The organism is Candidatus Marsarchaeota archaeon (assembly GCA_023485295.1).
In the GTDB taxonomy this organism is placed as follows: Archaea; Micrarchaeota; Micrarchaeia; order Micrarchaeales; family Micrarchaeaceae; genus Micrarchaeum_A.
The window spans coordinates 43980-70429 of sequence record JAMCZQ010000006.1 but is presented as its reverse complement, the minus strand read 5'-3'; the positions used below and the strand labels follow the sequence as shown (position 1 = coordinate 70429).

General features: G+C 46.4%; 34 protein-coding genes. 19 read left to right on the top strand and 15 right to left on the bottom strand.

Annotation, left to right across the window (positions count from 1 at the left end):
* From M1125_03140 to M1125_03120, 5 genes are all read right to left on the bottom strand, one after another.
* A complete protein-coding gene (locus M1125_03140) occupies window positions 1-195 on the bottom strand; it encodes a cysteine-rich CWC family protein (protein MCL5404807.1) in 195 nt (64 codons plus the stop codon).
* Window positions 196-203: 8 nt separating this feature from the next.
* A complete protein-coding gene (locus tag M1125_03135) occupies window positions 204-980 on the bottom strand; it encodes an ABC transporter permease subunit (protein ID MCL5404806.1) in 777 nt (258 codons plus the stop codon).
* Window positions 973-1890: an ABC transporter ATP-binding protein gene (locus M1125_03130; protein ID MCL5404805.1), complete on the bottom strand. Its 918-nt coding sequence runs from the start codon at window positions 1888-1890 to the stop codon at window positions 973-975. The genes M1125_03135 and M1125_03130 overlap by 8 nt, the downstream gene beginning before the upstream one ends.
* A gap of 199 nt (window positions 1891-2089) precedes the next feature.
* Window positions 2090-2338, bottom strand: coding sequence for a hypothetical protein (locus M1125_03125; protein MCL5404804.1), 249 nt, complete (start codon window positions 2336-2338; stop codon window positions 2090-2092).
* Entirely contained in the window at window positions 2335-2496 is a 162-nt protein-coding gene (locus M1125_03120; protein MCL5404803.1) for a hypothetical protein, read from the bottom strand. The genes M1125_03125 and M1125_03120 overlap by 4 nt, the downstream gene beginning before the upstream one ends.
* 404 nt (window positions 2497-2900) lie before the next feature.
* Here M1125_03120 and pcn point away from each other — a divergent pair, with 404 nt between their 5' ends.
* The 6 genes from pcn to M1125_03090 are packed head-to-tail and all read left to right on the top strand — an operon-like array spanning window position 2901 to window position 6581.
* Entirely contained in the window at window positions 2901-3644 is a 744-nt protein-coding gene (gene pcn, locus M1125_03115; GenBank protein ID MCL5404802.1) for a proliferating cell nuclear antigen (pcna), read from the top strand.
* 12 nt (window positions 3645-3656) lie between these two features.
* A complete protein-coding gene (locus tag M1125_03110; GenBank protein MCL5404801.1) occupies window positions 3657-4529 on the top strand; it encodes a mechanosensitive ion channel family protein in 873 nt (290 codons plus the stop codon).
* Window positions 4529-4939, top strand: coding sequence for a hypothetical protein (locus M1125_03105; GenBank protein MCL5404800.1), 411 nt, complete (start codon window positions 4529-4531; stop codon window positions 4937-4939). The genes M1125_03110 and M1125_03105 overlap by 1 nt, the downstream gene beginning before the upstream one ends.
* Before the next feature lie 31 nt (window positions 4940-4970).
* On the top strand, window positions 4971-5537 hold the full coding sequence (locus M1125_03100) for a DJ-1/PfpI family protein (GenBank protein MCL5404799.1): 567 nt from the start codon (window positions 4971-4973) through the stop codon (window positions 5535-5537).
* A 7-nt stretch (window positions 5538-5544) separates the two neighbouring features.
* Window positions 5545-5886 carry a ribonuclease P Rpr2/Rpp21/SNM1 subunit gene (locus tag M1125_03095; GenBank protein MCL5404798.1) on the top strand — a complete coding sequence of 114 codons (342 nt, stop codon included), beginning with the start codon at window positions 5545-5547 and terminating at the stop codon, window positions 5884-5886.
* Between the two features lie 5 nt (window positions 5887-5891).
* Window positions 5892-6581 carry a TIGR00266 family protein gene (locus M1125_03090; protein MCL5404797.1) on the top strand — a complete coding sequence of 230 codons (690 nt, stop codon included), beginning with the start codon at window positions 5892-5894 and terminating at the stop codon, window positions 6579-6581.
* A gap of 8 nt (window positions 6582-6589) precedes the next feature.
* Here the strand turns inward: M1125_03090 and twy1 are convergent, their stop codons facing one another.
* From twy1 to M1125_03070, 4 genes are all read right to left on the bottom strand, one after another.
* The gene (gene twy1, locus M1125_03085; protein ID MCL5404796.1) at window positions 6590-7573 is read right to left on the bottom strand and encodes a 4-demethylwyosine synthase TYW1; all 984 of its coding nucleotides are present in this window, start codon (window positions 7571-7573) and stop codon (window positions 6590-6592) included.
* Between the two features lie 91 nt (window positions 7574-7664).
* Window positions 7665-7844: a DUF1059 domain-containing protein gene (locus M1125_03080; protein ID MCL5404795.1), complete on the bottom strand. Its 180-nt coding sequence runs from the start codon at window positions 7842-7844 to the stop codon at window positions 7665-7667.
* 65 nt (window positions 7845-7909) lie between these two features.
* Window positions 7910-8305, bottom strand: coding sequence for an HIT domain-containing protein (locus M1125_03075; protein MCL5404794.1), 396 nt, complete (start codon window positions 8303-8305; stop codon window positions 7910-7912).
* A gap of 4 nt (window positions 8306-8309) precedes the next feature.
* Window positions 8310-8849, bottom strand: a complete 540-nt coding sequence (locus M1125_03070) for a hypothetical protein (protein ID MCL5404793.1) — start codon at window positions 8847-8849, stop codon at window positions 8310-8312.
* Window positions 8850-9182: 333 nt separating this feature from the next.
* Here M1125_03070 and M1125_03065 point away from each other — a divergent pair, with 333 nt between their 5' ends.
* Window positions 9183-9938: a hypothetical protein gene (locus M1125_03065; protein MCL5404792.1), complete on the top strand. Its 756-nt coding sequence runs from the start codon at window positions 9183-9185 to the stop codon at window positions 9936-9938.
* Here the strand turns inward: M1125_03065 and M1125_03060 are convergent, their stop codons facing one another.
* Window positions 9939-11237: a hypothetical protein gene (locus M1125_03060; GenBank protein MCL5404791.1), complete on the bottom strand. Its 1299-nt coding sequence runs from the start codon at window positions 11235-11237 to the stop codon at window positions 9939-9941. It abuts the gene before it with no gap.
* A 52-nt stretch (window positions 11238-11289) separates the two neighbouring features.
* On the opposite strand from M1125_03060, the gene M1125_03055 reads away from it, so the two are divergent.
* The gene (locus M1125_03055) at window positions 11290-12027 is read left to right on the top strand and encodes an NAD-binding protein (protein MCL5404790.1); all 738 of its coding nucleotides are present in this window, start codon (window positions 11290-11292) and stop codon (window positions 12025-12027) included.
* A gap of 6 nt (window positions 12028-12033) precedes the next feature.
* On the opposite strand, the gene M1125_03050 is transcribed toward M1125_03055, so the two are convergent.
* Complete coding sequence (locus tag M1125_03050; GenBank protein MCL5404789.1) at window positions 12034-13593, bottom strand: hypothetical protein; 1560 nt, start codon at window positions 13591-13593, stop codon at window positions 12034-12036.
* Window positions 13594-13641: 48 nt separating this feature from the next.
* Here M1125_03050 and M1125_03045 point away from each other — a divergent pair, with 48 nt between their 5' ends.
* The gene (locus tag M1125_03045) at window positions 13642-13914 is read left to right on the top strand and encodes an acylphosphatase (GenBank protein ID MCL5404788.1); all 273 of its coding nucleotides are present in this window, start codon (window positions 13642-13644) and stop codon (window positions 13912-13914) included.
* Here the strand turns inward: M1125_03045 and M1125_03040 are convergent.
* The gene (locus M1125_03040) at window positions 13911-14303 is read right to left on the bottom strand and encodes a hypothetical protein (protein ID MCL5404787.1); all 393 of its coding nucleotides are present in this window, start codon (window positions 14301-14303) and stop codon (window positions 13911-13913) included. The genes M1125_03045 and M1125_03040 overlap by 4 nt on opposite strands.
* A 71-nt stretch (window positions 14304-14374) precedes the next feature.
* Between M1125_03040 and M1125_03035 the strand changes: the two genes are divergently transcribed.
* Both M1125_03035 and M1125_03030 read left to right on the top strand, forming a co-directional pair.
* Window positions 14375-14836, top strand: coding sequence for a hypothetical protein (locus tag M1125_03035; protein ID MCL5404786.1), 462 nt, complete (start codon window positions 14375-14377; stop codon window positions 14834-14836).
* A gap of 61 nt (window positions 14837-14897) precedes the next feature.
* Window positions 14898-16607, top strand: coding sequence for a hypothetical protein (locus M1125_03030; GenBank protein ID MCL5404785.1), 1710 nt, complete (start codon window positions 14898-14900; stop codon window positions 16605-16607).
* 5 nt (window positions 16608-16612) lie between these two features.
* Here the strand turns inward: M1125_03030 and M1125_03025 are convergent, their stop codons facing one another.
* Entirely contained in the window at window positions 16613-16876 is a 264-nt protein-coding gene (locus M1125_03025) for a hypothetical protein (GenBank protein ID MCL5404784.1), read from the bottom strand.
* Window positions 16877-16946: 70 nt separating this feature from the next.
* On the opposite strand from M1125_03025, the gene M1125_03020 reads away from it, so the two are divergent.
* The 7 genes from M1125_03020 to M1125_02990 are packed head-to-tail and all read left to right on the top strand — an operon-like array spanning window position 16947 to window position 23756.
* On the top strand, window positions 16947-17987 hold the full coding sequence (locus M1125_03020) for an NADH-quinone oxidoreductase subunit H (GenBank protein MCL5404783.1): 1041 nt from the start codon (window positions 16947-16949) through the stop codon (window positions 17985-17987).
* Between the two features lies 1 nt (window position 17988).
* Window positions 17989-18354, top strand: coding sequence for an NADH-quinone oxidoreductase subunit I (locus M1125_03015; protein MCL5404782.1), 366 nt, complete (start codon window positions 17989-17991; stop codon window positions 18352-18354).
* A gap of 7 nt (window positions 18355-18361) precedes the next feature.
* Window positions 18362-18844, top strand: coding sequence for a hypothetical protein (locus tag M1125_03010; GenBank protein MCL5404781.1), 483 nt, complete (start codon window positions 18362-18364; stop codon window positions 18842-18844).
* Window positions 18841-19146, top strand: a complete 306-nt coding sequence (locus M1125_03005) for an NADH-quinone oxidoreductase subunit K (GenBank protein MCL5404780.1) — start codon at window positions 18841-18843, stop codon at window positions 19144-19146. The genes M1125_03010 and M1125_03005 overlap by 4 nt, the downstream gene beginning before the upstream one ends.
* A gap of 1 nt (window position 19147) precedes the next feature.
* Window positions 19148-20923 carry a hypothetical protein gene (locus tag M1125_03000; GenBank protein MCL5404779.1) on the top strand — a complete coding sequence of 592 codons (1776 nt, stop codon included), beginning with the start codon at window positions 19148-19150 and terminating at the stop codon, window positions 20921-20923.
* A 4-nt stretch (window positions 20924-20927) separates the two neighbouring features.
* Complete coding sequence (locus M1125_02995) at window positions 20928-22346, top strand: NADH-quinone oxidoreductase subunit M (GenBank protein ID MCL5404778.1); 1419 nt, start codon at window positions 20928-20930, stop codon at window positions 22344-22346.
* Window positions 22347-22355: 9 nt separating this feature from the next.
* Window positions 22356-23756: an NADH-quinone oxidoreductase subunit N gene (locus M1125_02990; protein ID MCL5404777.1), complete on the top strand. Its 1401-nt coding sequence runs from the start codon at window positions 22356-22358 to the stop codon at window positions 23754-23756.
* 3 nt (window positions 23757-23759) lie between these two features.
* Here the strand turns inward: M1125_02990 and M1125_02985 are convergent, their stop codons facing one another.
* Window positions 23760-24866, bottom strand: a complete 1107-nt coding sequence (locus tag M1125_02985) for an NAD(P)/FAD-dependent oxidoreductase (GenBank protein MCL5404776.1) — start codon at window positions 24864-24866, stop codon at window positions 23760-23762.
* 157 nt (window positions 24867-25023) lie between these two features.
* Here M1125_02985 and M1125_02980 point away from each other — a divergent pair, with 157 nt between their 5' ends.
* Window positions 25024-25272, top strand: a complete 249-nt coding sequence (locus M1125_02980; protein MCL5404775.1) for a hypothetical protein — start codon at window positions 25024-25026, stop codon at window positions 25270-25272.
* A 3-nt stretch (window positions 25273-25275) separates the two neighbouring features.
* Here the strand turns inward: M1125_02980 and M1125_02975 are convergent, their stop codons facing one another.
* The gene (locus M1125_02975) at window positions 25276-26403 is read right to left on the bottom strand and encodes a glycosyltransferase family 4 protein (protein MCL5404774.1); all 1128 of its coding nucleotides are present in this window, start codon (window positions 26401-26403) and stop codon (window positions 25276-25278) included.
* Window positions 26404-26450 lie beyond the last annotated feature (47 nt).

Sequence of the window (26450 nt, the reverse complement as noted above, 5' to 3'; positions counted from 1 at the left end):
TCATATATTTATAGCTTTGTCATCAGTCTTTAATGTAAGCCTTTCGAGGCAGCTCCTGCAGACGCAGCCCTTGGCGCTCCTTTTCAAAAGCTTCAATGCGTGTTTGTCAAGCTTCACGCCTGCACACCAGCAGCGCCTGAATCCTATACCCATGCATTCGAATGGCTTTCCGCAGATTCCGCATTTGACGTCCATTATAACCGCTAATAAAGTATCTTTTCCTTCCTAAAGCTCCTAACGCTTATGTATAATATAAGGGCGTCCACCACAGCCAATGCAATTATGACATAGGCGAAGAACGCGACGTCAAGGTTTGCTATGCCGAGTATGGATATGAACGGTATAAGCAATATAGGGAGCACAAGCAGCGTGCTTATCTGCTGGGATTCCTTTATGCCTTTTACGTGCGCGGATACGAAAACCACTATCGCTATCGCAGCAAGCGCAAGGAAGGGCGCGCTTGCAAGCATCATGAGCCACGTAGGCGTTGGCAGTATGTACTCCCCGAATTCGCTCATTGAAAGCATGTTGACCGTGCCTCCGTATATGCCAAAAACCGCCAAAGTAAGCAATATAGTTGGTATGAACGAGGCGGAAACCTTGCCCAGGAGCAGCTCGCCATTGCTTATGGGTGAAGCCAGAAGGTTCTCTGAGGTTTTGCGCTCCTTCTCGCCGGCAAAGCTGTCAGCTGCTATGACAGAAGCAGTAAATATCGGTATGGTAAGGAATATGGGTCCCAGGACATTTATTGCAAAAAAGTACATGAATGAAAGGCTCTTTATGCTTGCGGCGCTTGCAACAATTGGTGTTATCGCGATTTTTGCTGCTATGCTTGGGGCAGCGTGAAGCGCCACATAAACCGTAAGGAACGGCAGAGCTATCGAGAAGAATATAGGCACTCCAAGCATCGGCCCGTATATCGAAGGGCTGCTGAACACCTCCTTCATGTCCTTTATTGCTATGACCAATGCCTTATTCATTATTCGAACCACCTGTGTAAAGGTCCTCAAGCAACGGCTCTGCGTAGTCAACGCTTGCAATGAAAGCGCCAGCCTCGATAAGCCTGCTTATTGCAGTGCTTATGTCTCTGTAGCCTTTTATCCTTATATTGGCCATTATCGGGCTTTTCAATACGCAGGAACCGGCCAGGCCGCTGCGCTCAACAAGCTTGCTATCTATTGGTCTTGCGAAGCGCACGTTTATGCTGCTGTTTTTCAATATGTAAGAGAACAGTTTGTCAATGCCGGTATCGACAACCTTCCTGCCGTTGCGTATCATGAATATCCTTGAGCCAAACCTCGTCGCCTCGTCTATCCTCTGCGTAACGAACACTATGGCCTTGCCTGCCTTTGCCTGCCCGGAAAGATAACTCCTTACCTTGTCAGAGCTGCTTGCATCAAGGAAAGCAGTTGGCTCGTCCAGCAGTATGACTTCCGGATCGTTGAGCACTGCTTTGCAAAGGAGTATCTTCTGCTTGGTCCCTCGGCTAAGGGCTCCCACCTTGTAGTTGAAATATTCGCTGGCGTCAAGCATGCTTAGCGTTTCCTTCAGCCTTTTGTCCGCATCTCCATAGCTTATTCCGTAAAGCCTTGCGAAGAACCTTATGTTGTCCCTTACGCTAAGGAAATCATAGAGCCCGTAGTTGTCAGGCATAAAAGCTATGCGGCCCCTGACTGCACTGTCGTAATAAGGGTCTTTTCCAAGGACTTCTACGCTTCCGGAATCAGGCTTGTAAAGGCCTGCCATGCACCTGAGCAGCGTGCTCTTTCCTGCTCCGTTAGGCCCAAGGACCACAGTTATGCCAGCTTTCACGTCCAAGCTCAGCTTTTCAAGGGCAATGCCCTTGCCGAAGCGTTTCGTAAGGCCTGCAACCTTAACAAAGGGTCTCATGCTAATACCTAAATAAGTTGCACCGGCCTTCGGCAACAAGTCCTGGCACGCCTGCGCATGTTCATTTTGCAATCAAGGATATCAGCGCCGAACAGCATCATGCACCAGCAATAATATTGCAGAGCAAATAATAAAGATTTGCCCTGAAGGCGCATTACCTATTCGCATGCGCAATGAAACAGGCAAGGATCACAATGAGCTATTTGCGCTCTTTTGCTTCGAATTTGCATAGGTGCCCATATTCATTTACGCACTTCTCGTACCTTTGCCTGTAGTATTCGCTCATCTCTTTCAGGTTCATTATATAAGCCGGGAGGTCGTCCTTTTTTACCCGCGTTAGCATGTTGCCCTCTTTCAATACCACGTATTCGCCTTCAACAGGCTTTGAAAGCTCTTCAATGAGCTTTTCGTTGTTGAAGTGCTTGTAGTACCAATGCGCTATCTTCATTTGCTGCACCTTTTGAAGTTTATGTAACTCACAAGAGTGCCGTAATCCTTTGAAACGTTCTTCTTTATGTAATTAGCGACTTCCTCAGGCTCTTTCTCTCCGTCAAAACGCGCCTTTACCATGAAGCCTATCGGGCCCTCTGTTGCATATACTTCCAAGACATCTGGAAGCGAAGCAATATTCTAGGCAAGCCCTTGCATTATCACACAAAGGAATAAAATTAGGTAAAATTAGAAATTATTTTTAATATACAAATCAATTCAGTCTCCGCTTGATCCTGGACCTCCCATTGTTATCACCAAATATTCATATTTCACATCAAAATGGAACTATGGATGCTCAGTGTTTCCTCCCATTGTTATCACCATGCAGAATGGGGCTGATATGTTTAAATACGTTTCTGTTTCTGTGCTTTTAATGGTGTAAACAGCATGCGTGCGCAGCACAGCGCATGGCCAAAACAATGGCAACTTCCGATAAAGGAACTCTTAAATATTTTTGTATGCCATTTAAGAGAGTATTTGCTTTGATTTTTCTGTGCTTTTCAGTGCTTGGTGATGCCATGTTTGAGATAAAAATAGACGATGCAAGATATTGGAAAAATTGCGTTGATTCGATAGTCAGCTTGATAGACGAGGGTACATTCAACATATCAAAAGATGGCATATCATTGAAGGCCATGGATCCAAGCGGGATAAGCATGGTTTCCTTCTCAATGCCAAACAAGGCCTTTTCGAAATACGATATAGAAAAAGCAGCAAGCATAGGCCTCAACCTTGACAACCTGAGCAAGATACTGGCAAGCGCCAGGAGCGGGGAGCAGCTTGAAATGAAGGATTCAAACAACAAGTTTTCGATAGAGTTCATAGGCGAGCACAGCCGCAGGCGCTATAAGCTGCCGATGATCGATGTAAAGAAGGATGTGGAGAAAGAGCCAAAGGTGGAATTCGAATCGCAGGTAGAAGTCAAAAGCGACTCCTTCAAGGACATCCTCAAGGACGCAAACCTGCTTTCCACGTACATAGGCTTCAAGGCAGAGAAGGACTCATTCATAGTCTCTGCAAAGGGCGATGCCGGCGAGCTCGAAGAAGAGCACCTGAATTCTACCGACGCAATAAGGAAGATAGAAGTGAGCAAGCCCTCTTCTGCGACGTTCAACCTTGAATATTTGGAGCGCATAGTGAGCGCATGCCCGTCTAACTCCTCAATAAAGATGTCAATAAAATCGGACGAGCCGATAAAGGTCGAGTACAAGATAGGCGATGCCAGCGTTGCTTACTACCTGGCTCCGTACATGGAAAGCTAAGCGATGTTTCTTTTGGGCGGATTTAAGCGAAACCTTGCAATAGGCATAATAGCCATAATAATAGGGGTATTGCTCTCAGAGGCTGTAGACGCTTTGCACGTAGTGCCGCCGCAATACCTGCAATACATGCACATAGCGCTAATTGTAATATTCGGCATAATAGTAATAGAGATAGTAGCGCACGGCATCAGGATAGCGGGAAAGCATTTCATAGCCGAAGAGGGCAACATGATTGCAGATCTGTTCAGGGTAGTTGCGTATTCGGTAATAGCGATAAGTGTTCTTTACGCATTTAAGATAAATGTAACTGGCCTGCTGATCGGCGCAGGCTTCCTAGGCATAGTGGTGGGGCTTGCCGCGCAAAACACCCTTGGAAACATACTTGCCGGGCTGGAGATCATAGCTGCAAGGCCCTTCAGGCTCGGCGAGCGAGTTACAATAACAACATGGCAGTACTCAAACATGCCCCCAACGTTCCCGCACGAGCTGATAATACCTGGATTTACCGGGGTTGTAGAAAAGATAGGCGTAGTTTATTCATACCTGCTTTCGGAAGACGGTTCAAAGGTATACATACCAAACAGCATACTGCTCCAAGCAGCCATACTCAACCACAACCGCAGCGAATATGTTGCATTCAAGCAACGCGTAGAGCTGCCCATTGCTAAGGACTTTGCGTCTTTCAAGAAGGCCTTCATGAAGGAATTCGCTTCCCATGCAGGCAAGGGCAAGGCCGCAGTGCGCAACCTTTCAATAGGCATAGCAGACATAAACAACGGCTATTACGGAGTAAACATATCTGCCGAAGCAGGCACCACTTCATTGGACCATTCAAAGGAAATGGTTAAGGAGGCAGCACTTTCAGCAATAGAAAAGATGAAATAATGCGATTCCTGTGCTGGCACGTTGATTATTTCAATGCAGTGCCAAAGGAGCATGGCAGGTCAAGCGTCATAGAGCAGGGCGAGCCTTTAAGCGTCGGGGAATCGCTGCTCCTGTTCATAAGCTTCGACAAGGGCGACGAGCTGAGGAAGGAGGACGTCATAGACAAGGCCACTGCAGAGATACAGAAAATAGCAGCAGAAGTAAAAGTGGGCCAATTGGTGCTGAATCCGTTTGCGCACCTCTTCTCCGAGCCAGCGCCATTGCAGGAAGCTGCAATAATGCTTTCCATGCTAAACAAGTCGCTGCTTGACAGGAACTTCACAGTGCACAAGATGGCGTTCGGCGTATTCTACGAAATAGAATTGAAGGCAAAGGGCCACAGGCTTGCAAGGGTATCCCGCTCTTTCTGAAAACCGCTGAACCGCTGAATGCAATGCGGCAGTGGCAAGCAATATAAAGTTTTTGATAGATATTGTTATGATTGCAATGCGCATGCTTATATTCATACCCCCAAAAGACTTCCAGGACGAAACGCTTTCGATGCTAAAGCTATTTTTTGACAAGTGGGGCATAGAATATGCTTTAACTAGCTATGCAAAAGGCGAGTGCGTAGGAAAGCACGGCGCAGTAGTAAAGCCGGATTTGCATGCATCCACTGCTGATTCTTCGGAATACGATGGCATAATAATCGTAAATGGCGATGGCATAGACGAATACAAGCTCTACGAATTCAGGCCGCTGTTAGATATGCTGCTGCTTTTTGACAAAAATGCGAAGCAGATATGGGCCATAGGCAATGGCATCAAGGTCGTTGCAAGGGCCAACGTGGTAAAGGGGAGAAAGCTTGCAGTGGACAAGAATGCCGAAACGCTCAGGCTTGTATCGCTGTTTCACGGGGAGCCGTCAAATGCAGATTTCGAAATCGATAGGAACATCGTATCGATAAAAGCAGCAGCCGACCTGGAGACCAGCATACATTCTGTGCTTAGGGAGCTTAACGTAAAATAATGATCCAATGAGAAAAAGCCAAAAAAGCAAGGAAGTCATATCCAGCGTAGCTATCGAGCGCATAGCGCTCCTTTTGTCGTACGCAAAAGCCGCATTGCTTGGAGGCAACGAAAATCTCTCGCGCAGGTACGTATCAATCGCAATGCGCATAACCAGGCATTACAACATACGCATAAAGGAAAGGAAAAAGGAATTCTGCAAAAGATGCCTGCTGCCAATGGTCCCTGGCGTAAGCTCAAGCATCAGGCTTTCAAGCACATCAGATTTTATTGTAGTCAAGTGCACAAGCTGCGGCTCTGAAAGGCATATATTCTACGCAGGCAATGCTATAGGAGTGCAAAAAGGGTGAATGAAATGGAGTATAAAATAATCGGAAACAGCATGCAGTCGATAAACATAAAGCTTGACAAGAACGAGGCAGTCTACTCGGATTCGGGAAAGCTAATAAGCAAGTCTTCCGACATAAAGATGACCCCGAGGCTAGCAGGGGGCGTCGTCGGCGCCATAGAGCGCAAATTTACGGGCGCGTCAGGCTTTCTTACAGAATTCCGCGCAGGCGATTTCGGCGGCATAATCAATATGGCAGGCATAATACCCGGGAAGATATACGCTGTGAACCTCGGGGACGGGGAGCAGTTCATAGCCGAGCATTACGCGTTCATAGCCTGCGAAGAGAGCGTCAAGTTCAGCATAGAGCTCGTAAACGTCGGCTCGGCATTCTTTGGCGGAGCTGGCCTGATATTGCAAAGGTTTGTCGGCCCTGGCATGGTATTCCTGCACGTCGCTGGTGATGTGATAGAATACAACGTATCTGACGCAGACCCCCTTGAAATAGACCCTGGGCACATAGCGGGCTTTGACGCCTCCTTAAAATACAAAATAACGTTCGTGGACAACATAAAGACCGCGATGTTCGGGGGCGTAGGCCTTTTCCTTGCAAAATTCAACGGCAACGGCAAAGTTGTTGCACATTCGGTATCCAGGTTCAAGCTGTCAACCGAGATATACCTGCAGGGCCAGGAGAATACTGCAAAAAAGAGCTGAGCAAGCAATCAGTGTATTTTGCTGAAATCTATTATCCTGCTCTTTGCGGAGGGCTCATCCCTTGACAGAAGCACTACTCTGCTTGGAGCGTGCTCCGCTGTGTACATATAGCCTGTCAGCTTAGCAAGCTCGCCTGCAAACGCCTTTATCTCATCATGCTTTGGCATGCTTGCCAGGCTCAGGCCCCTTTCAGGCGATCTGGCCCCTCCAACGTATGAAAAGCCCTTTACCTCTACGTAATTGGCCCTTGCAAGCGATATGAGCTTTGCATAGCCTTCAGGATTTGTCATGTTGAGCCCTTTTATGAGCGTCATCCTTAGCACAGTGCGCGTATTAAGCTTTGAGAGCATTTCAAGGGATTTCAGGAACCTCTCCCACGTATTCGCTATCTTTGGCCTAGTCACATAAATGTAGCTTTCTTCGTCAGGGGCCTGCAGAGATATGTAGAGCTGTGTAGGGAGCGGGTCAAGCCTTGCAATCGCTTCGGGCAGCGTGCCATTGCTGACCAAGAACGTGCTTATGCCGCGCTTGTGGAAGGCCCTAAGAAGGGCGCTGAGCTTTGGATAGAACGTCGGCTCGCCTGTAAGGCTTATTGCAACGTGCTTTGGGTCGTTTGCCTCATTCCACCTTTTCATCCTCAAATCGTTGTTTGCTATGGACTTGAAACCGCTTACAATCCTGCGCTGCTCCTTTATCATGTTCTCCACTATGAATTCCGGGTCGTCCCATTCGCTCACTGCATTGAGCTCGTTCCACTTGAAACCCTCCTCCTCAGGGATAAGCCTCCAGCAGAACCTGCAGCCTATGTCGCAGCCTATTGCAGGGGTGCCCTGTATGCACTGCCAGCTCTTTATCCCGTAAAAAGCGTATTTGTAGCACAGCGTTTCCCCGCGAAGGCCGTTAGCGGTGTATTCGCATATCTTCACTGCAGAATGCTGCCCTACAAAATGGTAGCCTTGCTTTTCCATATGGTCCTGCAGTTGCTTGGGCATTTTGGCCAAATTGACACCTCTAAACCTAAAACAATACTATATCAATCAGAAAAATATAAAAACAAGAAAAATTAAAAACAGAGAAACAGCTTTAAACAGTCTTTATAGCAGCCTGCACCTTCTTCATGGTTGCATCGTCAATCTTGTTCATGCCATGTGCTTCTTTGGCATGCTTTGCAATCTTCTGCATCAGATCCTTCTCGTTCTGCGCTTCAGCTGTGAATCCGCACTGCATCCCTATGTCCTTGCACGCAAAAGTTTTTTTGGCCATTGTATCACCACTCTATTATACGGCTTTCAGCCTATTTAAACATTTCCAAGCTTCCAGAAAGCCATTTAAATGCTATCAATTTTCAAAAGATTAAAAAGCTCGCCCCCTTCTGCATCGGAAAGGCGCTTCCTTCCATGCGGCCACGAATTTGTATATCTTGGTATTATATGGACGTGCGTATGCATTATCTCCTGGCCGGCAATCCTGCCTATGTTGGTGCCTATGTTCAGGCCTGACGCGCCAAGCCTTTCGACAGCTTTGGCCCCAAGGGCCTTTGCCACTATAAAAAGCTCAGCTACAACGTCATCCGGAACTTCAAGCAGGGTCTCATAATGCTCGTCCGTTATGACAAGCATATGCCCTCTCGAAGCAGGATTTATGTCCAGGACGGCATAACAATGTCGTCCGTCGAACAGGTGTTTTTCATGCTCAGCCGCAAGCGTACAGAATACGCATTGCACAGGCTCACCTCATGGAGTGCTCCATCAGGTCGTCTAGCTTGTTTGATATGGTGTTCTTTATCTTTGTCTCCACATCAATCGCATGTGCAGCGAGCTTGCCTATCGTTGTGCCTTTGTACTCCTCTTTCATCAGTGCAAGCGTTCTGATGAGATCGTCCTGGTCGCGTATTGCAACCATAAAGTTCGCTGCTGGGTCACGCAGGTCAATCTTCCTTTCTTCGAGCCTTATAATGTGGTCCAGCACTCCGTAATCCCTGACGTGTTCTTCTTTCATGTTTAGGAAGTTTGAAGAGCTCGCAGCAGCTTTAAGCATTTCAAGCTCATGCAGGCTGCCTTTGTTCACCTTAGCTATCCAACTGAGCCAAATCTTAACGTTGTCGAGCACCGCTTCGCTTGCGCCATCCTCATATTTTTTGATATTATGATTTTTAAGGTATATGATTCTGTCTGCGAGTCTTTGTGCGTTTTCTATCTCGCTCCTGTCAGATATTGTGTTTTTCGTTTCCTTCCTTGCAGTTTCCCTGTTCTTCAATTCTACTGGCATCTTTTTTCACCCAAGCTATTCTAACTTTTAGCTTTAAGAAGGACTATTTCAATTATTTATTACTTTTGTACAAATAATGCCTCTTTGCCATGCGGCAATACGCGCAGGCACAGGCCTGTGCCAGTTTCCACAGCATTTTCCCAAATTGCCTATGATTGGATAGCCGCAGGAACTGCAATTATGGCTTTGCCGCTTTTTGCAAGCATTCAAAAATGCTTTAGGTGCCTTGCTGATTGAAGGTTTTGCAGCCTGCCGCCAGTCAAATGCTGTCAACTTAATTGTCAAAAAGCCGGAAAGCTAATAATAAATAATTGATTTGCGTATTGGTATAGTATGTTCAACGAAGTGTTTAAGGATTTTTCACGCATCGATCCAAAGCCATACACAAAAGAGCAGGTCTTCGAAGACGTGTCGCGCTCATTTTACCGCATGGCAGAGTCAAAAGTAAGGTACGACTACAAAGCGCAAAACCTATACGGGCGGGGCATGCGTTCGGAACACCCATTCGAGCAGATAATATACCAGAGGATAGACCAGCACAACACAGATGACAGGTCAAGCATCTTCATGATGCGAAAAAATGTTGCAACCTACGAGCAATTCCAAAGGGTGCTGCCAAGGCTGTATTCTGAAGATGAACGTGAACTGCAGTCCGTGAGCATACAGTACTCCAATTATAGCGAGATAATCGAGTACATGGCACTAGTTGCGAATAACAAGGATTTCATACTGCATGCCATTGCCAACTGGGACAATCCGTATGCGGTAGCCCTTGCGCTGCTCAACAGGAACATAGACACGAAAACGCCGGAAGTCGACGCTGTGCTGGACGATATGCTTTTTGGCTCTGGCTATAAGAGAAAATACAGCATAGTGATATATATGGGCGCCGTGACTTCGGAGCCAAGACACGGAACCCTAATACGCATATTCGAAGAGCAGGATATTGTCACGCAGGCCACTGGGCTCTACCACTGGCATGATATGGAGGCAATACAGTGGCTTTCAAAAAACAGCAAATACAAGGAAATAAGGTATTCAGCAAGCAAAATACTGCACCAAGGCAAAAACCCATTGCTGCGAAGTTGATTATGCGCTTGCGTTAGTCTCTATTGCATACTGCCCGCCAGACCCGAAAACAAGCGTCGAATAATAGCTGCCTTGCAGGGCTTTCAGCTTTCCTATGCCGCTTAAATTTCCAAGCGCTACTGTAAGGTCCCTGCTCCCTGAAGGCTGAATGGCGAATGCCTGGCCTTCAAGCTCGCTTTCTGATATTGGCGTCTGCAAAGTCGTGTTTTTAGCTGCGTATAAAGCCAGAATGCCATGGTAGGAATCAAACCAGGCATTCAGCCCTGATGCATAAACCCTTACGGTATAATTATACGGGTCAAAGTCGTTCAGCGCATGCATTGCATAGTAATAGCCGCTGTTTTCCATTATCTGCTCAAGGTATGCAAGCCTAGACACATTAAGCGTGGCGTTGAACATTGCTGAAATATTATCCTGCATATAAGGTGCGCTTTTCACATAGTCTTCTAATCTGCCAATCCTGGAACCATTGGTCTGTATATAAGACAAAGTGGTGTTGGAGCTCATGTTTATTCCGAGCCTGCTTATTCCATCTATCAAATAAAGGAAGCTTTCCTGGGACTTGGAGTAGTTTGCAGCAGGTAGTGCAGCAGCATTGCCTTGCATTAAGAACGGCCCGGATATAAGCACATATTTCAAGTTGAACGGCGCGCTGCCATTGTTGCTTATGCTTATGCGCATTGCAGAGCCGTTATCTGCAAGGCTGAGATTAGCCCTTAAAAATTTCGAATAGTTCTGCAGCGGAATAAAACTTGCATTCTGCATGCTTATGTATGCGTCAGATACGTTTCCCATATACTGCCTGAAATAAGTAGCAGGCACTAGGTAAAAGCTTGTGTTCTTACCGTAAATTTCAAGCGGCAAGAAAGCCAATTTTATCGCGATTGCGTTGTATTGCGCATGCCTAGGCAAAGAGTAATTAAAGTAAAAAGAGCTTGGCCTGGCCGATACTGGCTCGCCTCTTACTGAAAAATTCACGCTAGAAAAATTATATTCCAGCTCGTATGGCGTTTCACTCTTGTTAATATTTGCAACAAAAGAAATACTATCGTGCAGCGGTTCGAAGCTAAGCTTAGGCCCGTACGCGCTGTGATTTAAGTACTTGGCGCTAAGATCAGCACTGCCCACATAGACCGAGCCAAACTCTTCAGGGAATCCAACAGTATAAAGCAGTACTGGAACAGGGCTTGCAGCCTTTTCCCCATGGCCGCTGCTTTGCGATGCGACAACAAACGCTGCAATTATTGCGATTATGAGCGCTGCTGCGATCCCAGCAAAAAGATATTTAAGCCAAGTCACATAAATAAATTAAGCTTTTGTTATAAAAAGATTTGCGTGGGGCTGGCATAAAATGAAAATAGAAGCGCAGGTTTTAGTTTACGGACTAATAATCCTTGCAGTGCTGTTTTCAGGGACAATAATAACTTACGAGCTGGGCAGCAGGGGAGACTTCAACGTGCCAATACATTCGCTTCTAACTGCATTATACTTTACAGTGGTTACGCTAGGGACCGTCGGATATGGCGACATAGTGCCAGTTGCGCCCATAGCAAGGGCGTTTGTCATAATACTGATACTGGTGGGCCTAAGCGTGTTTCTTAGCGCCGTAACCATAATATCAAGTGGTTTTGTGAATTCGAGAATAGAAAATATGACTGGAAGAGTGTCTGCGCTTGAGCGCAGGGCGTTAAAGAACCATATAATCCTCATAGGCTATGGATCGACGAATGCCGCATTGGCCAAAATGCTGCAGAAGAAGGCATCAAGGTTCATAGTGATAGTTTCGGACAAGGTAACGCTTGACAGGATAAAAAGCTACGGATACAAGGCGTTCATAGCCGACGAAACGCTCGAAGACGACATGAAGCAGTTCGAGCTTGACAAGTCAAAGTACATAGTCGTTGACACAAGCGACAGCGCGCGCTCCCTTTACGCAGCGATAATAGCCAAGAACCTTGCGCCTAGCAAGCCCATATCAGTGATAGCCGAAACGCCAGACATGGAAAAGCATCTCAAGAGCGTTGGTGTAAGCCACATAATAAACCCGATAGACATAGCCGCCCAGGAGATTGCATCAAAAATGGTCTGAGGGCAATCAAGTGTATGGCTCTTTTTGTATCGGCCCGAATGTTATGGTTGGCATTGCGCCTCCGCTTAGCATTGTAATGGACCTTACCCAGCTAACCTTGAAATCGGCATTCTTGTTTTCTATGCCAAAATAGCCGAAGATGCCCCCAGGCAGGCTGCCGTCAGTCTGCAGTGAGCTGTTGTAGAAGTAATAAGCTGACGAAAAGCTATTGCCAAGGCCTATTGTAAAAGTGCCTGTGCTTGGCACAGCGCTGCTTACTCCGGAAGGAGTGCCAAAATAAGCTATAGTGGAATTGCCGGTTTCAAGGCCGAAGGTTTCGCCATAGCACAGCTGCCCAGTGCCATGGCCTACGTAAATCCATGTGTCGTTGTAAGGCCCGAAGCCGCATCTGTCATTGTCCTTCCCGGTTCCGTTAATGCCGCTTATTATGCCACCTGCGCCTGCACTAAAAAGGGTTATGCGTGCCTCTGTAAGGTTATACAGGTCCAATGGGAAATCGTTAACCTTCTGAAGCAGTGTGGTTCCTGAAAAGAACGCCCCGTTGTCTATCGTGTAATTGTCCCCTAGTTCATCAACCCAGTTGGCAGGCACGCCAGTGCCTGCAAAATCGGTGTAATAATTGAAGACCGCTTCTCCGTTGTCATATTGCCCGTACACTGGCGTCAGCTGCGGCGCAAGCCCTGAATGCACACCAGTGAACTGCGTGCTCAAGGGCGTGAAATACATGAAAATGGTCACATTTGACGGGCACGTGCCAAAGAAGCAGTTCAGCGTATTAAATGTGCCAGGCGGCAGCTTAACCCAGAATATTGCGTTGCTGGTCATGCTTTCGTTGCAATTTTCGCACCAGTCATAAAGCTCTTCGTTCTTGTAAAAGAACCTAATGTTTCCCAGGTTTGGCACCTCATGGGGCTTATACGATACGTTTTCCGGATTAAAATCTATCCTGACCTGGTATCCAGGCTCTATGAAATTCATCAATATATAATCGAAGAAGTTGAAATTGCTTACGTTTATGTTGACAGGCACTGCATAAATTCCGCCTATTTCCTCGTTTACGCCGTTGGTCCTGATATAGCCGCCGAAGCTGGCATGGCTAGTCGCGTTGGGCGGAGGGCAATAAGCTGTAGATATCTCGCTAGGCGCAACTGCGCAGTAATCCGCAAACATGCTGAACGTGCCTGAATATACTGCCCCTGGTGCCAACTTCTTTCCGGCAAAGTACGCCAGGCAGTAAACCTTCTGCCCCTGCAGTGCAACCCGCGGCGCGCAATAGCCGGATGTGCTGCTTACGCTGTTTATGTTTGCACTGAAATTGCTTATATTGACTATGCCTGGCTCCTGGAAATTTGCAACAACGAGAAGAATTGTGCCAGAGCTGTTATCCCCATACAGCGAGTCGTAGCAGCCAAACGTGTTGTAGAAATTGCATTCCGTAGGCAGCAGCGATTTCGGGAGAGAAATGAATAGAAAAAGCACAGATATTACTATTGCTATTATCAGCAGCACAGTGCCATACGTCGTTATAAATTCAATGGCACTCTGCGCTTTAAGGCTTTTATGCATAATTTGTTATGCCTTACAAATTTTAAATAGTGATGCCCAAATATATCCATGCATTATCTGCTGAAAATCCACGGGTTCGTGCAGGGGGTTGGCTATAGGGCTTTTATAAAAGGAATCGCATCAGAGATGTCCGTGAAAGGTTATGCGAGGAACATGCCAGACGGCAGCGTTGAAGTTGTTGCTGCATGCACTCCGGAAAAGTTTGAGATGTTCAAAAATGCGATAAGCATTAGCGTGCCTGGCGGAATGGAAGTAAAAAACATCGAAACGAGAAAGATAAAAGAAACAAGGCAATACTCGTCTTTCGAAATAATCGCTTAAACATGGGCCTTTGCGTCTTCCTTGCCTGCCTGTATGCAGCTTATAGACTTGTTAAGCTCAAGCCTCTTGTGTATGGCGCCGTCAACGTCGTACAGGTACACGATTATCTTTATCGGGTATTCTTCAGGAAAATTGTTCGGCAGTGTGTACAGCTTGACTGGCTTTTTGATTTTTGAGTTCGGCCTTAGTATGCCAATGCGCATGCGCCCAGTATCAAGCTGCATGTCGTGTGCAAGCGACAAAGGCGGTTTTGTGGAAATCTCGCATTCGCCCCAGTACAAATTAGAATCTTCCGTGTTCTCTACGCTTACCTCCATCGTGACTTCGTTCTTTGAAAACGCCTTTAACGATTCAGGCTCGAAACTTGCTTCCAACTGCATGTCGCCCATATAAAACACCTTACATAATTCAAATGTTAAGTAATTTATAGCTTTAATTAATAAAACTGCAATGAGATAAAATGGCACAGCTTAACGAATCGAAGCTTATAGAAAGGGAGATAATACTAAGGAACCTCTCGATAACTGGCGAAGTTGTGGAAACACGCCGTGCAATGGTACGCTGGCTTGCGCTGGCACTGGGAGTAATAAATCCTGGTGAAAGCAGGCTAAGCGCAGTCTATGTGCTTGATGCCATGCTGTACTTCCAGTTCCAGGAGCGCAAAGACCCCACAGTTGCGGAGCTGTCGGAATACATAAGCAAGACATGGGCTCCAATAAATGAAAAGACCCTGAGATACCATCTACTGCAGCTCCAAAACGCAAGCATAATAGCGCATGCGAAAAGCAGGTATTACATGTCGTTGCAGGGCGTTGCAGGCAAATATGACCCTGAGGCATGGATAAACGAGTATTTCTCCAAGGAAATAGACCCGATAAAGGACAAGGTCATAACGGTAATAAAGGAGATAAGGAAAAGGTAAAATAAACGGAAACGGATAAAAAGCTAAAAAACTTAAACAAAAAGGCCACAGTGATCTGGTTATGCCAATCAACAAAAATGTGCTGGTATACGGTGCCATAGCAATAGTCGTGACCATAGCGGTTTTCATAGCTATATTGCTCATAATTCCGCCAAACGGCGCATACGAAATAAAAGTTTCAATGCTGCCGCTGAACTATAATCCAAACGCGACATACCCATTCAATTTTACCACATTCCAAATACTCATAAATAACACTGGAAGCACTTACGTAAAGGGCATGCAGGTCGGGTTCTACATGGACGCGCAAGGCATAAAGTATTACAACGTGTCCATACCTCCGCATCAGCACGCATACATAAACCAGAGCTACATTTATGGTGCAAACGGCACATACAACTTTTCCGTCATAGCTGATCCTGGCCACATAATGGATATTTCGAATAGTTCCGTAACGCAGGCAAGCCTGCAAATACATGTCAGGCCTCCGCAAACGCCGAATCTGTATGAATTCTTGCCTTACAACGGCTTAAACAATACGCTAAGCTTCTCCATATTCCCAAAAGGCATGGCCTTTGTCTCTGTTGCCGGCCTTACATACAACCAAAGCACATTCCTAAGGTTCATAAGCCAGGCCCCATCCATAGTGTCAAAGATGCTTTTTGACCTGTCAAACGTGGCAAGCATAGCCAACGGAGTATATTCCACATACTCTAACGGGAGCTCTGCGTATGGGCTTTGGCTTGAGGGCGAGCTTAACAATTCCGACATAAAGGCTATCGAATCTACGTTCAGTTTGCATGGCAATGAAATGAACATTTCAGGCAATCAAGTCCAGTACATGAAAATAAGCAACACGACTAGCATGTGCAGTTTTTCAAGCGGCGGCTGGACAAAGATTGCAGTATATGACAATTCCAGCCTGCATGTAACATGCGCAAACGTTGTCGCGCAGAATTATAGCTCCTCAGAATACCAAAAACTGAAAAGCCTTGCAGATTCATACAATGCAATAAACACAAAGCTTGACAATTTCAGCTATATAAATTCTACAACGATAGGGCTGGCTGTCGGAGTCTCAAGAGCAAATTATTCAACATACAGGCTTTTCCAGAACAATGCCGGCAGTTTTGCAACAATATTCTCATCGCATCCTTCTATTAACATATCAAAGAATTTCACTTGCAACGGATTCGTATACCTAAACAATTCAACAGGCTTCAGCACATGCTCATATGCGTACGTCCAAAATTCCGCCGAATTCGTCAACCTCAGCCTGGTAAAGTCGGTTGCAGCAACCCCAAATTATAACCTTACAGTATTCTCTTTCGTAAACCGCACAACCATACCCTATGCAATGCTTAACGCAGCAGAGCTTATGTATAAGCTCAATCTAACCAGCGCCTATGCTAAATGGACCCCTAAGATAACCAGCACATGCAATTTCGGCAGTACACCAATAAATTGCACATTCAAAAGCTTCAATTACAGCTCTGGCAAAGCGTCTGCAGTCATAACAAACAAACTCCCGGGCCAGATAAGGATATTAAACGTGTCGTGCAGCGATTCCAATGTGCAGCCTTCCACGAAAATAAATGCAACAGTAGTGCATAACGCAAGCGTTCAGCTAAGCTTCGCTTGCGCTTCGCTATCAACTCCGATACAGGTGAGCGCTACAGAGACAGTCTACAACATGAACATGACATACATGTATAACAACACGGTGCACAAGGCCGTCGGATTTTTGACACTCGCAAACTTTTACATATAGCGCAGCTATAGCCCTATAAAATCCTTTGCGCCTGTGCCCTTCGGGAATGCCCTTTTATCCTCCGCCTCTACCGGCAGCCCAACATCATTTGCGATTCTGGCGAGCTCGTCAAGCTCTATGTGCCTGCTGCTATAAAGCTCGACGAACTTTGCGCCTCCTATCTCTACGCGCTTCACCGAAAACGTTATCATCTGCAGCATGCCTGCCCTTTTGACCCTTATCTTGACGCTGCCCTTCGATATTACCATTGCGGCTTTGCTGCTCAACATATAAACACATAAAATATATTGTTGCGCAAGTGTTATAAAAATTCGGTGCAATATAAGTGTGGTGTTTGGCTTGCTAAAGGTAAGTTCTAGCTTTATAGGTCACTTTTATTATGCAATCTATAATGCCTTGCAGCCAATAATGCCGCATGCAGTTGCGGATGTGCTTTCATTTCTGATAAGCTTCGTAATATTTGCCATATTGCTTGTTATACTGATATCGCTTTTTGTATATATGTTCGGATGGGGCGAAAGGAAGATAATGGGCAGGGTGCAATCGAGGCACGGGCCCACATATGTCGGGCCGTTCGGAATTCTGCAGAACATGGCAGATCTTGTAAAGCTTATAACCAAGGAGCAGGTAGTGCCTAAGAACGCTGACAATCCGCTTTTCGGAATGGTGCTGCCAACGATATACGCCATGTTTGTTTTTGCCCTTGCATTCATACCAATTACAAGCTCTTTTGTCGGGATAGACACAGGCGTAGCGCTCGTTGCGGTTTTTCTGGTGCTTTCAACAATGCCGTTCATGCTGTTCCTTGCGGGCTGGACCAGCGGGAACAAGTTCGGCTCGATAAGCGCGCAGAGGTCCGTGATGATGTTCCTGAGCTATGAAATACCGCTCATATTAGTGATAGCTTCGATCGCTTTGGCTTCTGGAAGCTTTTCCTTCATGAGCATAGTAAAAGACCAGTCCTCATTATGGTATGCAGTGCTATTGCCAATAGGCTTCGTCCTGTTCTTCATAATAATGCTGGCAGAGCTTGAGCGCCCGCCGTTCGACCTGAGGGAAGCCGACAACGAATTGATAGCTGGATGGCTTACGGACGTAAGTGCGCCTTATTACGGCTTGGCGCTGTTCCTTGACTATACGCGCATGTTTGTAGGTACGCTTTTAATATCAATACTATTTCTGGGCGGGTGGAACGGTCCTGTGCTGCCTCCATTTGCATGGATAATGATAAAGGTGATAATACTGACAGTGTTCATAATTATCATAAGGGCCACTACGGTTAGGATGCGCCTTGACAGGCTGCTTAGGATAGGGTGGCTTTATTTCATACCGTTGGCTGTAATAAACCTTTTTGCTGCATATATGATATTTGCGTGGTAAAATGAGCATACTGAAAGGCGTATACAAAGTCGGCAAGCAGCTGCTTGAGAAGCCTGCTACGCTGCAGTACCCTGAAGAAAGGGACGACCTTGCAGACAACTACAGGGGCATACACAAGCTGGACATGAAGACTTGCATAAGCTGTGCCGCCTGCGCAAGGATATGCCCAAACCAGACGATTGACATGGTCGACATAGAAACTGACAAAGGCACAAAAAAGATGCCGCAGATAAATCTGGAGAGGTGCCTTTTCTGTGCGCTTTGCGAAGAAGTGTGCCCTCCGCAATGCCTCATACTTACAAAAGACTATAATTTCGAAGCATATGACAGGCGGGAATACGTACGCAGGCCTGAGGATTTGCAGTAAGATTTAGATGGACGCCATAACTTTGTATACAGCTGTAATAATTGCAGCCGCAGAGCTGTCAGCGATAGCCTGCATATTCATTTTCAGGCAGCTCCTTCATGCGGTTCTTGCGTTGACAATTGCATTTGTGCTAAATTCTGCGCTTTTTCTGGTGCTTCAGCAGCCACTGCTTGCAATCATACAGCTTTTCATACTTGTCGGAGGCATTTCAACGTATGCGCTCGTAGGCGTAGCCTCTGCAAGCTTTTCAAGGTTCAAGCATACGAACAAGCTAGCACTGGTAATAATTTTCCTTGTATTGTTCGTTGCTCTGTCCATACCATTGCTTTCGCTCAGGCCGGCTTCCCAAAATTCAAACATTTTCGGGCCGCCCCAGATCACCTATGGGCTGAAGAACTACATAGCGCAGTTTTACATCATAACTCTAATGCTTTTTGGCATTAGCATTTCAGCTATACTGATGTTTAGGCAGATAGGCAGGATGAAATGATTGAAAACGTGCTGATAATAGTTGCATTCGCGATATTCTCCCTGGGCGTGGCTGGGCTAGCCTCAAGCAGGAATGTAGTCATAATGCTGCTAAGCGTAGAAGCCGTACTCATGGCAGCCGCCCTGCTTGCAGTCACATTCTTTTATTTCAATACTTCCGCGCAGGCAGCAATCCTTCCATTGCTTTTCTCAATATGGAGCATTGCAGCAGCAGAAATCGTTGTGATAATAGTGTTCTACAAATATCTTGTAAGAAGCGAGACCAGCCTGGACGTGCAAAGGCTGGAGAAACTAAGGGAATAAAATGTTCGGCCTGATAGCTATTGCGCCGCTAGTCCTTGCATCAATCATAGCGGCGCTGCTAAGCGGCCGCAATTCCAGATATGCAGGCCCGGTAACGCTTGCCGGAAGCTTGGGCAGCCTAGCGCTTATACTGTACATTACATTTGGGAAAATTGTTGCATTCCAGCAAATCGTGTGGTTTTCCATAAAGCCTTTCACATACCACATAGCTGTTTCCATGCTTCCGTTTAACCTAGTGCTGCTCTGGCTCGTTGGCATAATAACCCCGCTAATACTGCTGTACTCCATCGGGTTCATAAGCGTGAATACGGAAAAACCGCGGTTCTATTTCGAGATGGGCATATTCGCAGCCGCAATGATGGTCTTTGCAATGTCGGCAAATTTCATAACCATGTTCATAGGCTGGGAAATGCTTGGCATAACGAGCTACTTGCTCATAGGGTTCTGGTATGGCAAGGAAAAGGCGCCAACAGCTGCAAGGAAAGCGATAACAACTGTAATAATTGGCGACATTGCAATGCTTTCTGGAATGCTTTTGATATGGGTTGCATACGGCACTTTCAATTTCAGCTCAATAATCGCAGCTCCGGAGAGCACAGTGCTGCCCATTGCAATGGGCCTCATACTCGTAGCCATCTTCACCAAATCCGCGCAATTCCCGTTTCATGAATGGCTAGCAGACGCCATGGAAGGCCCCACGCCAGTGTCTGCGTTTTTGCACTCTTCAACTATGGTTAAAGCTGGCGTTTTCCTGGCAATAGTCCTGTTTCCCCTGTTCCTTAAGGCTGGCCTGTTGGAAGTAATACTTGCCATAGGCCTGATCTCTGCATTCATAGGCGCCTCGAATGCGATATCCTCGCACCACATAAAGCGCATTCTTGCATATTCTACGATAGAGGACCTGGGCCTCATGTTCGTTGCAGTAGGAATGGGTGCAATTGCCGCTGCTATACTGTTTTTCATAGTGCAGGCATTTTATAAGGCGCTTCTTTTCATGAGCGCAGGGTCCATAATGCGAGCAAACGGGGAAAGCGAGGATATCTATAAATCGTTCGGCTCAAGGTACAACAAGCTCCTATACATACCAATGCTCATAGGTGTGCTTTCCATAGCCGGCATATTCCCGCTTAGCGGCTTCTTTGGCAAGGTTGCCATAGAAACAAGTGCACAGTCGAACATATATGTGTACCTGCTGCTTCTTGTGATAGACTTTGCCACAAGCGCTTACATATTCAGGTGGATTTTCCTTCATTCAAGGCGCGCTCCGTTAAAGCAGGAGTCAGGCCTGAGGACTGCGTATCGCGACCTGCCAAAAACAATGCTGATAGCAGGTGCAACAACATCGGCATTCGTAATAATTGCTGCGATAAGCCTGTTGTATGTGAACGGCATTGCAGCATCCTATGACTACGCAGCTTCAGGGATAGGCATTGCAGCTTCCATAATAGAAAGCATAGCCATAGCCGTGGGGCTCTTCATATCCTACAAGCTATTTGTCTTGGCAAAGCCCACCGGCACCATAAAGAAAAAGGCGTATTACATACTATTCAATAGTGTAGCAGTCAACGCATCATATGCGTTTCTAGCGAAAGCTGTCTTATATTTTGCAGAGGGAATAGAAGTGCTCGACGAGCTCATATATGGATTTTTCAGCGCAGGCGGTAGTGGGGTGCTTAAGCTTTCAAGCCTGATGCGCAAGTCAGTAAACGGATCCACAAACGTCTACATCGCGGCTCTGGTTGCCGGCATAATAATAATTTTGCTTTTGATAAGATGAGTAAATGCTGCCTTTAATATTCCTGATCTTGATTGTAGCTGCATTTGGCGTATTGGCAGCGTACGCTCCTAGGAATTACGCGACAGCGAAGAGGCTCGCAATCATATTCTCAGGAATAGTGCTCGTACTCTCAATCGTTCTTGTATACTACGGGCTCGAGGTGCACGGCTTTTTGAATTCCATAGAATCCGTAAGCTACATAAGCCAATTTGGCATAGACCTTGCATTCACCGCTGCGCCTGTGCAAATCATACTCATACTGCTTGCCGCCATAGTCTCGCTATGCGCTACAATAGTCAAATCAAGCAAATTCGAAAATAGCAAAAACCTATATCCGTTAATAATGCTCTTTGAGCTTTCTGCCATTGGCCTTTTCGCATCTGGCAACCTGTTCATATTCTACATATTCTGGGACGTGGGCGTGATAGCTGCATACTTCATGATAAGCTCTTTTGGGCAGGGGCAGGCTAAGCATGCGGCAAACGCCTACCTGGTGTATTCTATTTTTGCCAGCGCGCTTCTGCTGTTCAGCATAATGATGATTTATTTCTATACCCCTGTGCATTCTTTCAGCATATCCTACATAACTGCCCATTCATACATGATACCGCAGGGCATACAGGCCATGATATTTGCGCTGTTCTTCATAGCCTTTATGGTAAAAATGCCCATATTCCCGTTCCATTCGTGGATAAGCAATGCGTATGCCAGTGCACCCACGCAGGGCTCAATGGTTATTGCAGGCGTTCTTTCAAAGTTCGGTGCATATGGAATGCTGCTTCTATTTTCAATGCTGTCTGTGTCATCAGACTTCTCTAAATACGCATTTGCCATTGGCGGCATATCTGCGTTCTATGCTGCCTTTGTAGCTATGCGGCAAGCGGATCTGAAAAAGATTGCCGCTTATACGAGCATGGTAGAGGCTGGCATAATACTAATAGGCATTGCATCCCTGAATTCGTTCGGCACCGACGGCGCAATTTACCTGATGCTGGCACATGGCCTCGTCATAGCACTTACGTTTGCAATAATCGGGGGCATAGAAATAGCATTTGGAGAAAGGAATATAAGTGTGCTCAAGGGCGTAGTAAAGGACGCTATGGGCTCGGCGTATTCGTTCCTGATAGCAGTGTTTGCATCTACTGGAATCCCGCTTACTGCAGGATTCATAGCAGACGTTCTGGTATTTATAGGCGCAATAAAAAGCTTCGGAATATACGGAATAATCCCGTTGTTCAGCATAATGGTCGTAGGGTTCTACCTGTACTGGGTTGTAAACAGGTCGTTTCTTTCAACAAAGGAAACGAGCCAGAGCATTTCAAAGGTTCCATTTGAAGCAACTGCAGCGTATGTGCTTTTAGCTGCATCCATATTCCTGTTTGGGGTGTTCCCATCCATATTAATGGGTCTTTTCAACGTCTAGGTGTGAATCATGGTCTTTGATGCAACTTACTATTCAATTCCCGCGCTAATGTTTGCATTGGTGCTGTTCGGCCTGCTATCCCTTTTTCACAGGAATAAAAGGGTCGCATTTGCAGCAACATCTATACTGCTTGCCGGGATTTTTGCTGCGAGCCTTAGCAACATGGCTTATGGAAGCAATGCCCTCCTGTTCAGCGCTTACAGCATAAGCCCATTTTCCTCATACCTGCTTGTACTGTTCTCCTCGATATTTTTGATAATAAACTGGTTTGCCTACAGCTCAGCTAGCGACTATTTCAAGCTGAACTTCATAATGTCGGTGCTTGCAATAGGCATATTCACTGTTCCAATGGCAAATTCGCTCATAACGATAATAATAGCTATAGAGCTGATGTCAGCGCCTACTATACTGCTTATAGCGTTCGGAGGCAAGCGCTATGCAGAGCCTGCGACAAAGATGTTTTTGCTGTCAGCAATATCGGTATCGGTGTTGGCATTTGCAATAGCACTGGCATTTCCATATGACGTTACGCTTTCGCTTCATGCTGCCTCTACGGCGAATCCGTTTAATTCAGGATACCTGCTCATGCTTTCGCTCGGCCTGTTCGTTGTCGCATTCGGAACGGAAGCCGCACTGTTCCCTTTCAACTTTTGGATACCTGACGTATACCAAGGCGCCCCATCACACATTACCGCAATGATTGCCGGCTTAAACAAGAAGGTGGCGTTCATCGCCCTGATAGAAGTGCTTTTCACGCTTTTCGCAGCTTATACTGGAACGATTTCTGTAATATTATCCGTTGTTGCAATCCTTACGATGTTTTTCGGAAACCTCGGAGCAATGACGCAAACAAGCGTAAAGCGAATGTTCGCCTATTCCTCAATATCGCAGGCAGGCTATATAAGCGTAGGAATAGCTGCCGCGAACAGCTTTGGCATTGAAGCCAGCCTATTCCAGATATTCGCGCACTCATTCATGATAGTCGGTGCATTCATAATAATAGGCTTGCTTGAGGCCTACGGCCTCGCCACAGTGAAAGATTATTCAGGCTTAAGCAGAAGGAACGGGCTTGCAGCTGCAGGTCTTACCATAATAATGCTGTCGCTGGCAGGCATACCGCCTCTCATAGGCTTTGTTGGCAAGTTCCTACTGTTCTCAAGCGCCATAAGCTCAGGGCTTATAGCACTCGCAATAATAGGCATATTGAACAGCTTCATTTCGATATACTATTACGGACGCCTGATAAGCTCAATGTACGGCGCTTCAGACCAAAGAAGCATAGCGCTTACTAAAAGCGCCTATTTTGTAATCGGCGCAATACTTGCAGTAATAATAGCATTCGGCGTATATCCAGAACCGCTTATCATTGCCGCCAAGGCCGCTGCAACGTCTCTTGCAGGCTTTGCATGACAGTCAGCTAGCCTTGCTCCTGACGAAAAATCTTTTAAGCATGAGGGTCGGGCTGTCCATGTCGCCGTATTTCGAGAAGAAGCTTTCTGCTCCCAGGACCTTTGCCACCTTTATAAACCTCTGCATGCTGTGCTCAGACACCGCTGAATAATATGCGTGAAGCATGCCGTGCAGCTTCAGATCAATCCCATACCTCTTTCTCCAATTCTTTTCATACCTGGCAAGGCTCACGCCATTCGCCAGATAAGCGTTTATGTCATGCGCAGCAACCTTTGCGCACGCAATCCCGAATATGATGCCGCCGCCTGTCGTGGCCTTCGTCTGCCCGGCTGCATCGCCGACCAGCAGCACATTTTTAAGCACTGTGCGCCTGCGATTTTCTATAGGTATTATGCTTGCATGCCCTGCGAGCCTCCTGGCTCCGTTCAGCAAGGTGCTCACGTAAGTGTCTGCCAAGAACTTCTGAAACGCTGCATAGCTGTGCATTCCCCTGTTCTGCATGATCCCTATGCCAAGCTCCACAAGCTCCTTGGAATAAGGCGCGACCCACCCAAAAAAGCCATCTGCGAATTTTTTTGAAAATAGCAGGTCTACGGAATGCCAATCCTTTATCTCGGCGCCCGAATATTCTGCCTTGTACGTGAGCACATAACTGCCTATTGCAGGGAAACCGTATGCGCTTGCGGTGTAGGACGTGGCACCATCAGCTCCTACCACCACGTCGTATTCATCAGCAAGCCTCCTTATGGCAGCAATATCCTGCCTGGTCCCGAGCTTCAGCACTGCTCCTGCGCCTATGGCCATGGCCGCGCAATTTTTAGCCAAAATGCCCCTGTCAAGTATATAGGCTTGCACTGCAGCAGACTTTACCCTGAGGGTTTCATCCCCAAAATGCAGCGTCGCGCCGTTAAGCGTGTTCACTATGGCGCTGCTGTATTCCAGACCGGATAATTCTAAGCCTTTTTTTGATAGTATGCCGGAAGCCTTTTCTGCGCCCTCTTCCACGCTTTTTTTACCGTCAAATACGTCTACTTCGAAGCCAAGGGCCGACAAGTCATGCGCCAAGCTCAACCCTATCACCCCTGCACCGACAATCGCTATTCTTTTCATTGCAGGCACCAACATTAGTATTTATAGCTTTCCCTTTTAAACTTATTATAGTTATGGTGGTTTAACGGCAAAAAAGAAACCTGATAAAAAGGTTAGCAATGAGAAGGAGGAAAGGACTGGAAGCTTAGACAATCCGAAGATATCAATATACAACATCGTGGTAAGCGCTGACCTGCACGCTGTTGTTGATCTTTACGCGCTTTCAAGGGAGGTCAAAGCCGTGGATTATGAGCCAGAGCAGTTTCCAGGCGCGATTTTTAAGATATCAAAATCAAGAACAGTAATACTGTTCAAGAACGGCAAAATGATATGCACAGGCGCAAGGACCGAAGACGAGGTCAAGCACATACTTGACTATGTGGCCAAGGTAATGTCAAAGTACGTGATATCAGTAAATGCCAAATAGCCGCTACATCGAAGCAACTTTCTTTAGCTTTTTGTCGAACTCCTTGAAGAATCTGCTCCATGAGTATTTGCTCACAGCGAGCCTGCGGCCGTTTTTTCCTAGCCTCTCAGCAAGCGCATCATCGCTTGCTATTTTTAGCATCATTTTAGCCATATCATCTTCGCTGTCTACAAGGTACCCGGTTACCCCATTTACAACGGTTTCCCTAGGCCCGCCTTCGTTCACTGCTATAACCGGCTTAGAGCTTGCCATAGCCTCAAGCGGAACCAGGCCGTAATCCTCGTTTATCGGGGGGTAAAGCACTGCTGTTGCCTTCGAATAGAGTTCAGCTAATCTTTTTTCTCCCACACTGTCCATTATTATTATGTTGGGGTCGTTGCCTGCTAGCTGCAATACGCGCTTGTAATAGTCATAATAGAATGGGTCTTTTGACACTGCACCGGTTATTATGAGCTTATACCCCTTTTTTGACATGCTGAATATCTTAAAAGCCGTTATTGCAAACTCCTGGCGTTTATTCGGGGATATACGAGAAGGGTAAAGGAAATACTGTGAATCGCCTTTCGATGCGTATTTTTCGTACTCAACCCCTCCTCCAAGGACAAATGCATCGTTTCTGCCGAAATACTTTTCTATGCGCGATTTAGTGTTTTCACTGTTTGCCACTATGTACTCTATCCTTTTTACTATCGACTGGTCTATGCGTTTGACAGCCTTTATGCCGATAAAATGCAGCGGTTTTTGATAAGCCTTCTTCCTTGCCATCCTTAAGGCATATAGGTCGTAAACGTCCCTAAGCGGCGTATGGCAATACCACAGCACGTGCTCGTTCCTGTTCCTTATCCAGTGGCTCGGCGCGATATGCGCGTTTATTACGTCGTAATCATCATCAACCTTAAAATTATAGAATCCCAGCCCGTATTTGAGCCCCTGCATTACCCTCCCGTAAGGCAGAACGCCTTTGCCCCTGCCTATCACCTCTATGTCTAATTTTGCAAACTCCCTGAAAGTTTCGACCCTGCTGTACTCGGCAGTTATTATTTTTGCCCTGTAATGCTGCGCTATTTTAAGTACAACTCGTTCCGCCCCCCCAAAAAGGGTCAAGTTTGCCTGGGTTATAAGCAATTTCAATGTACCACGCTGCAATCTTGAATTCCATTAAGCTATTTGCCAGAGTA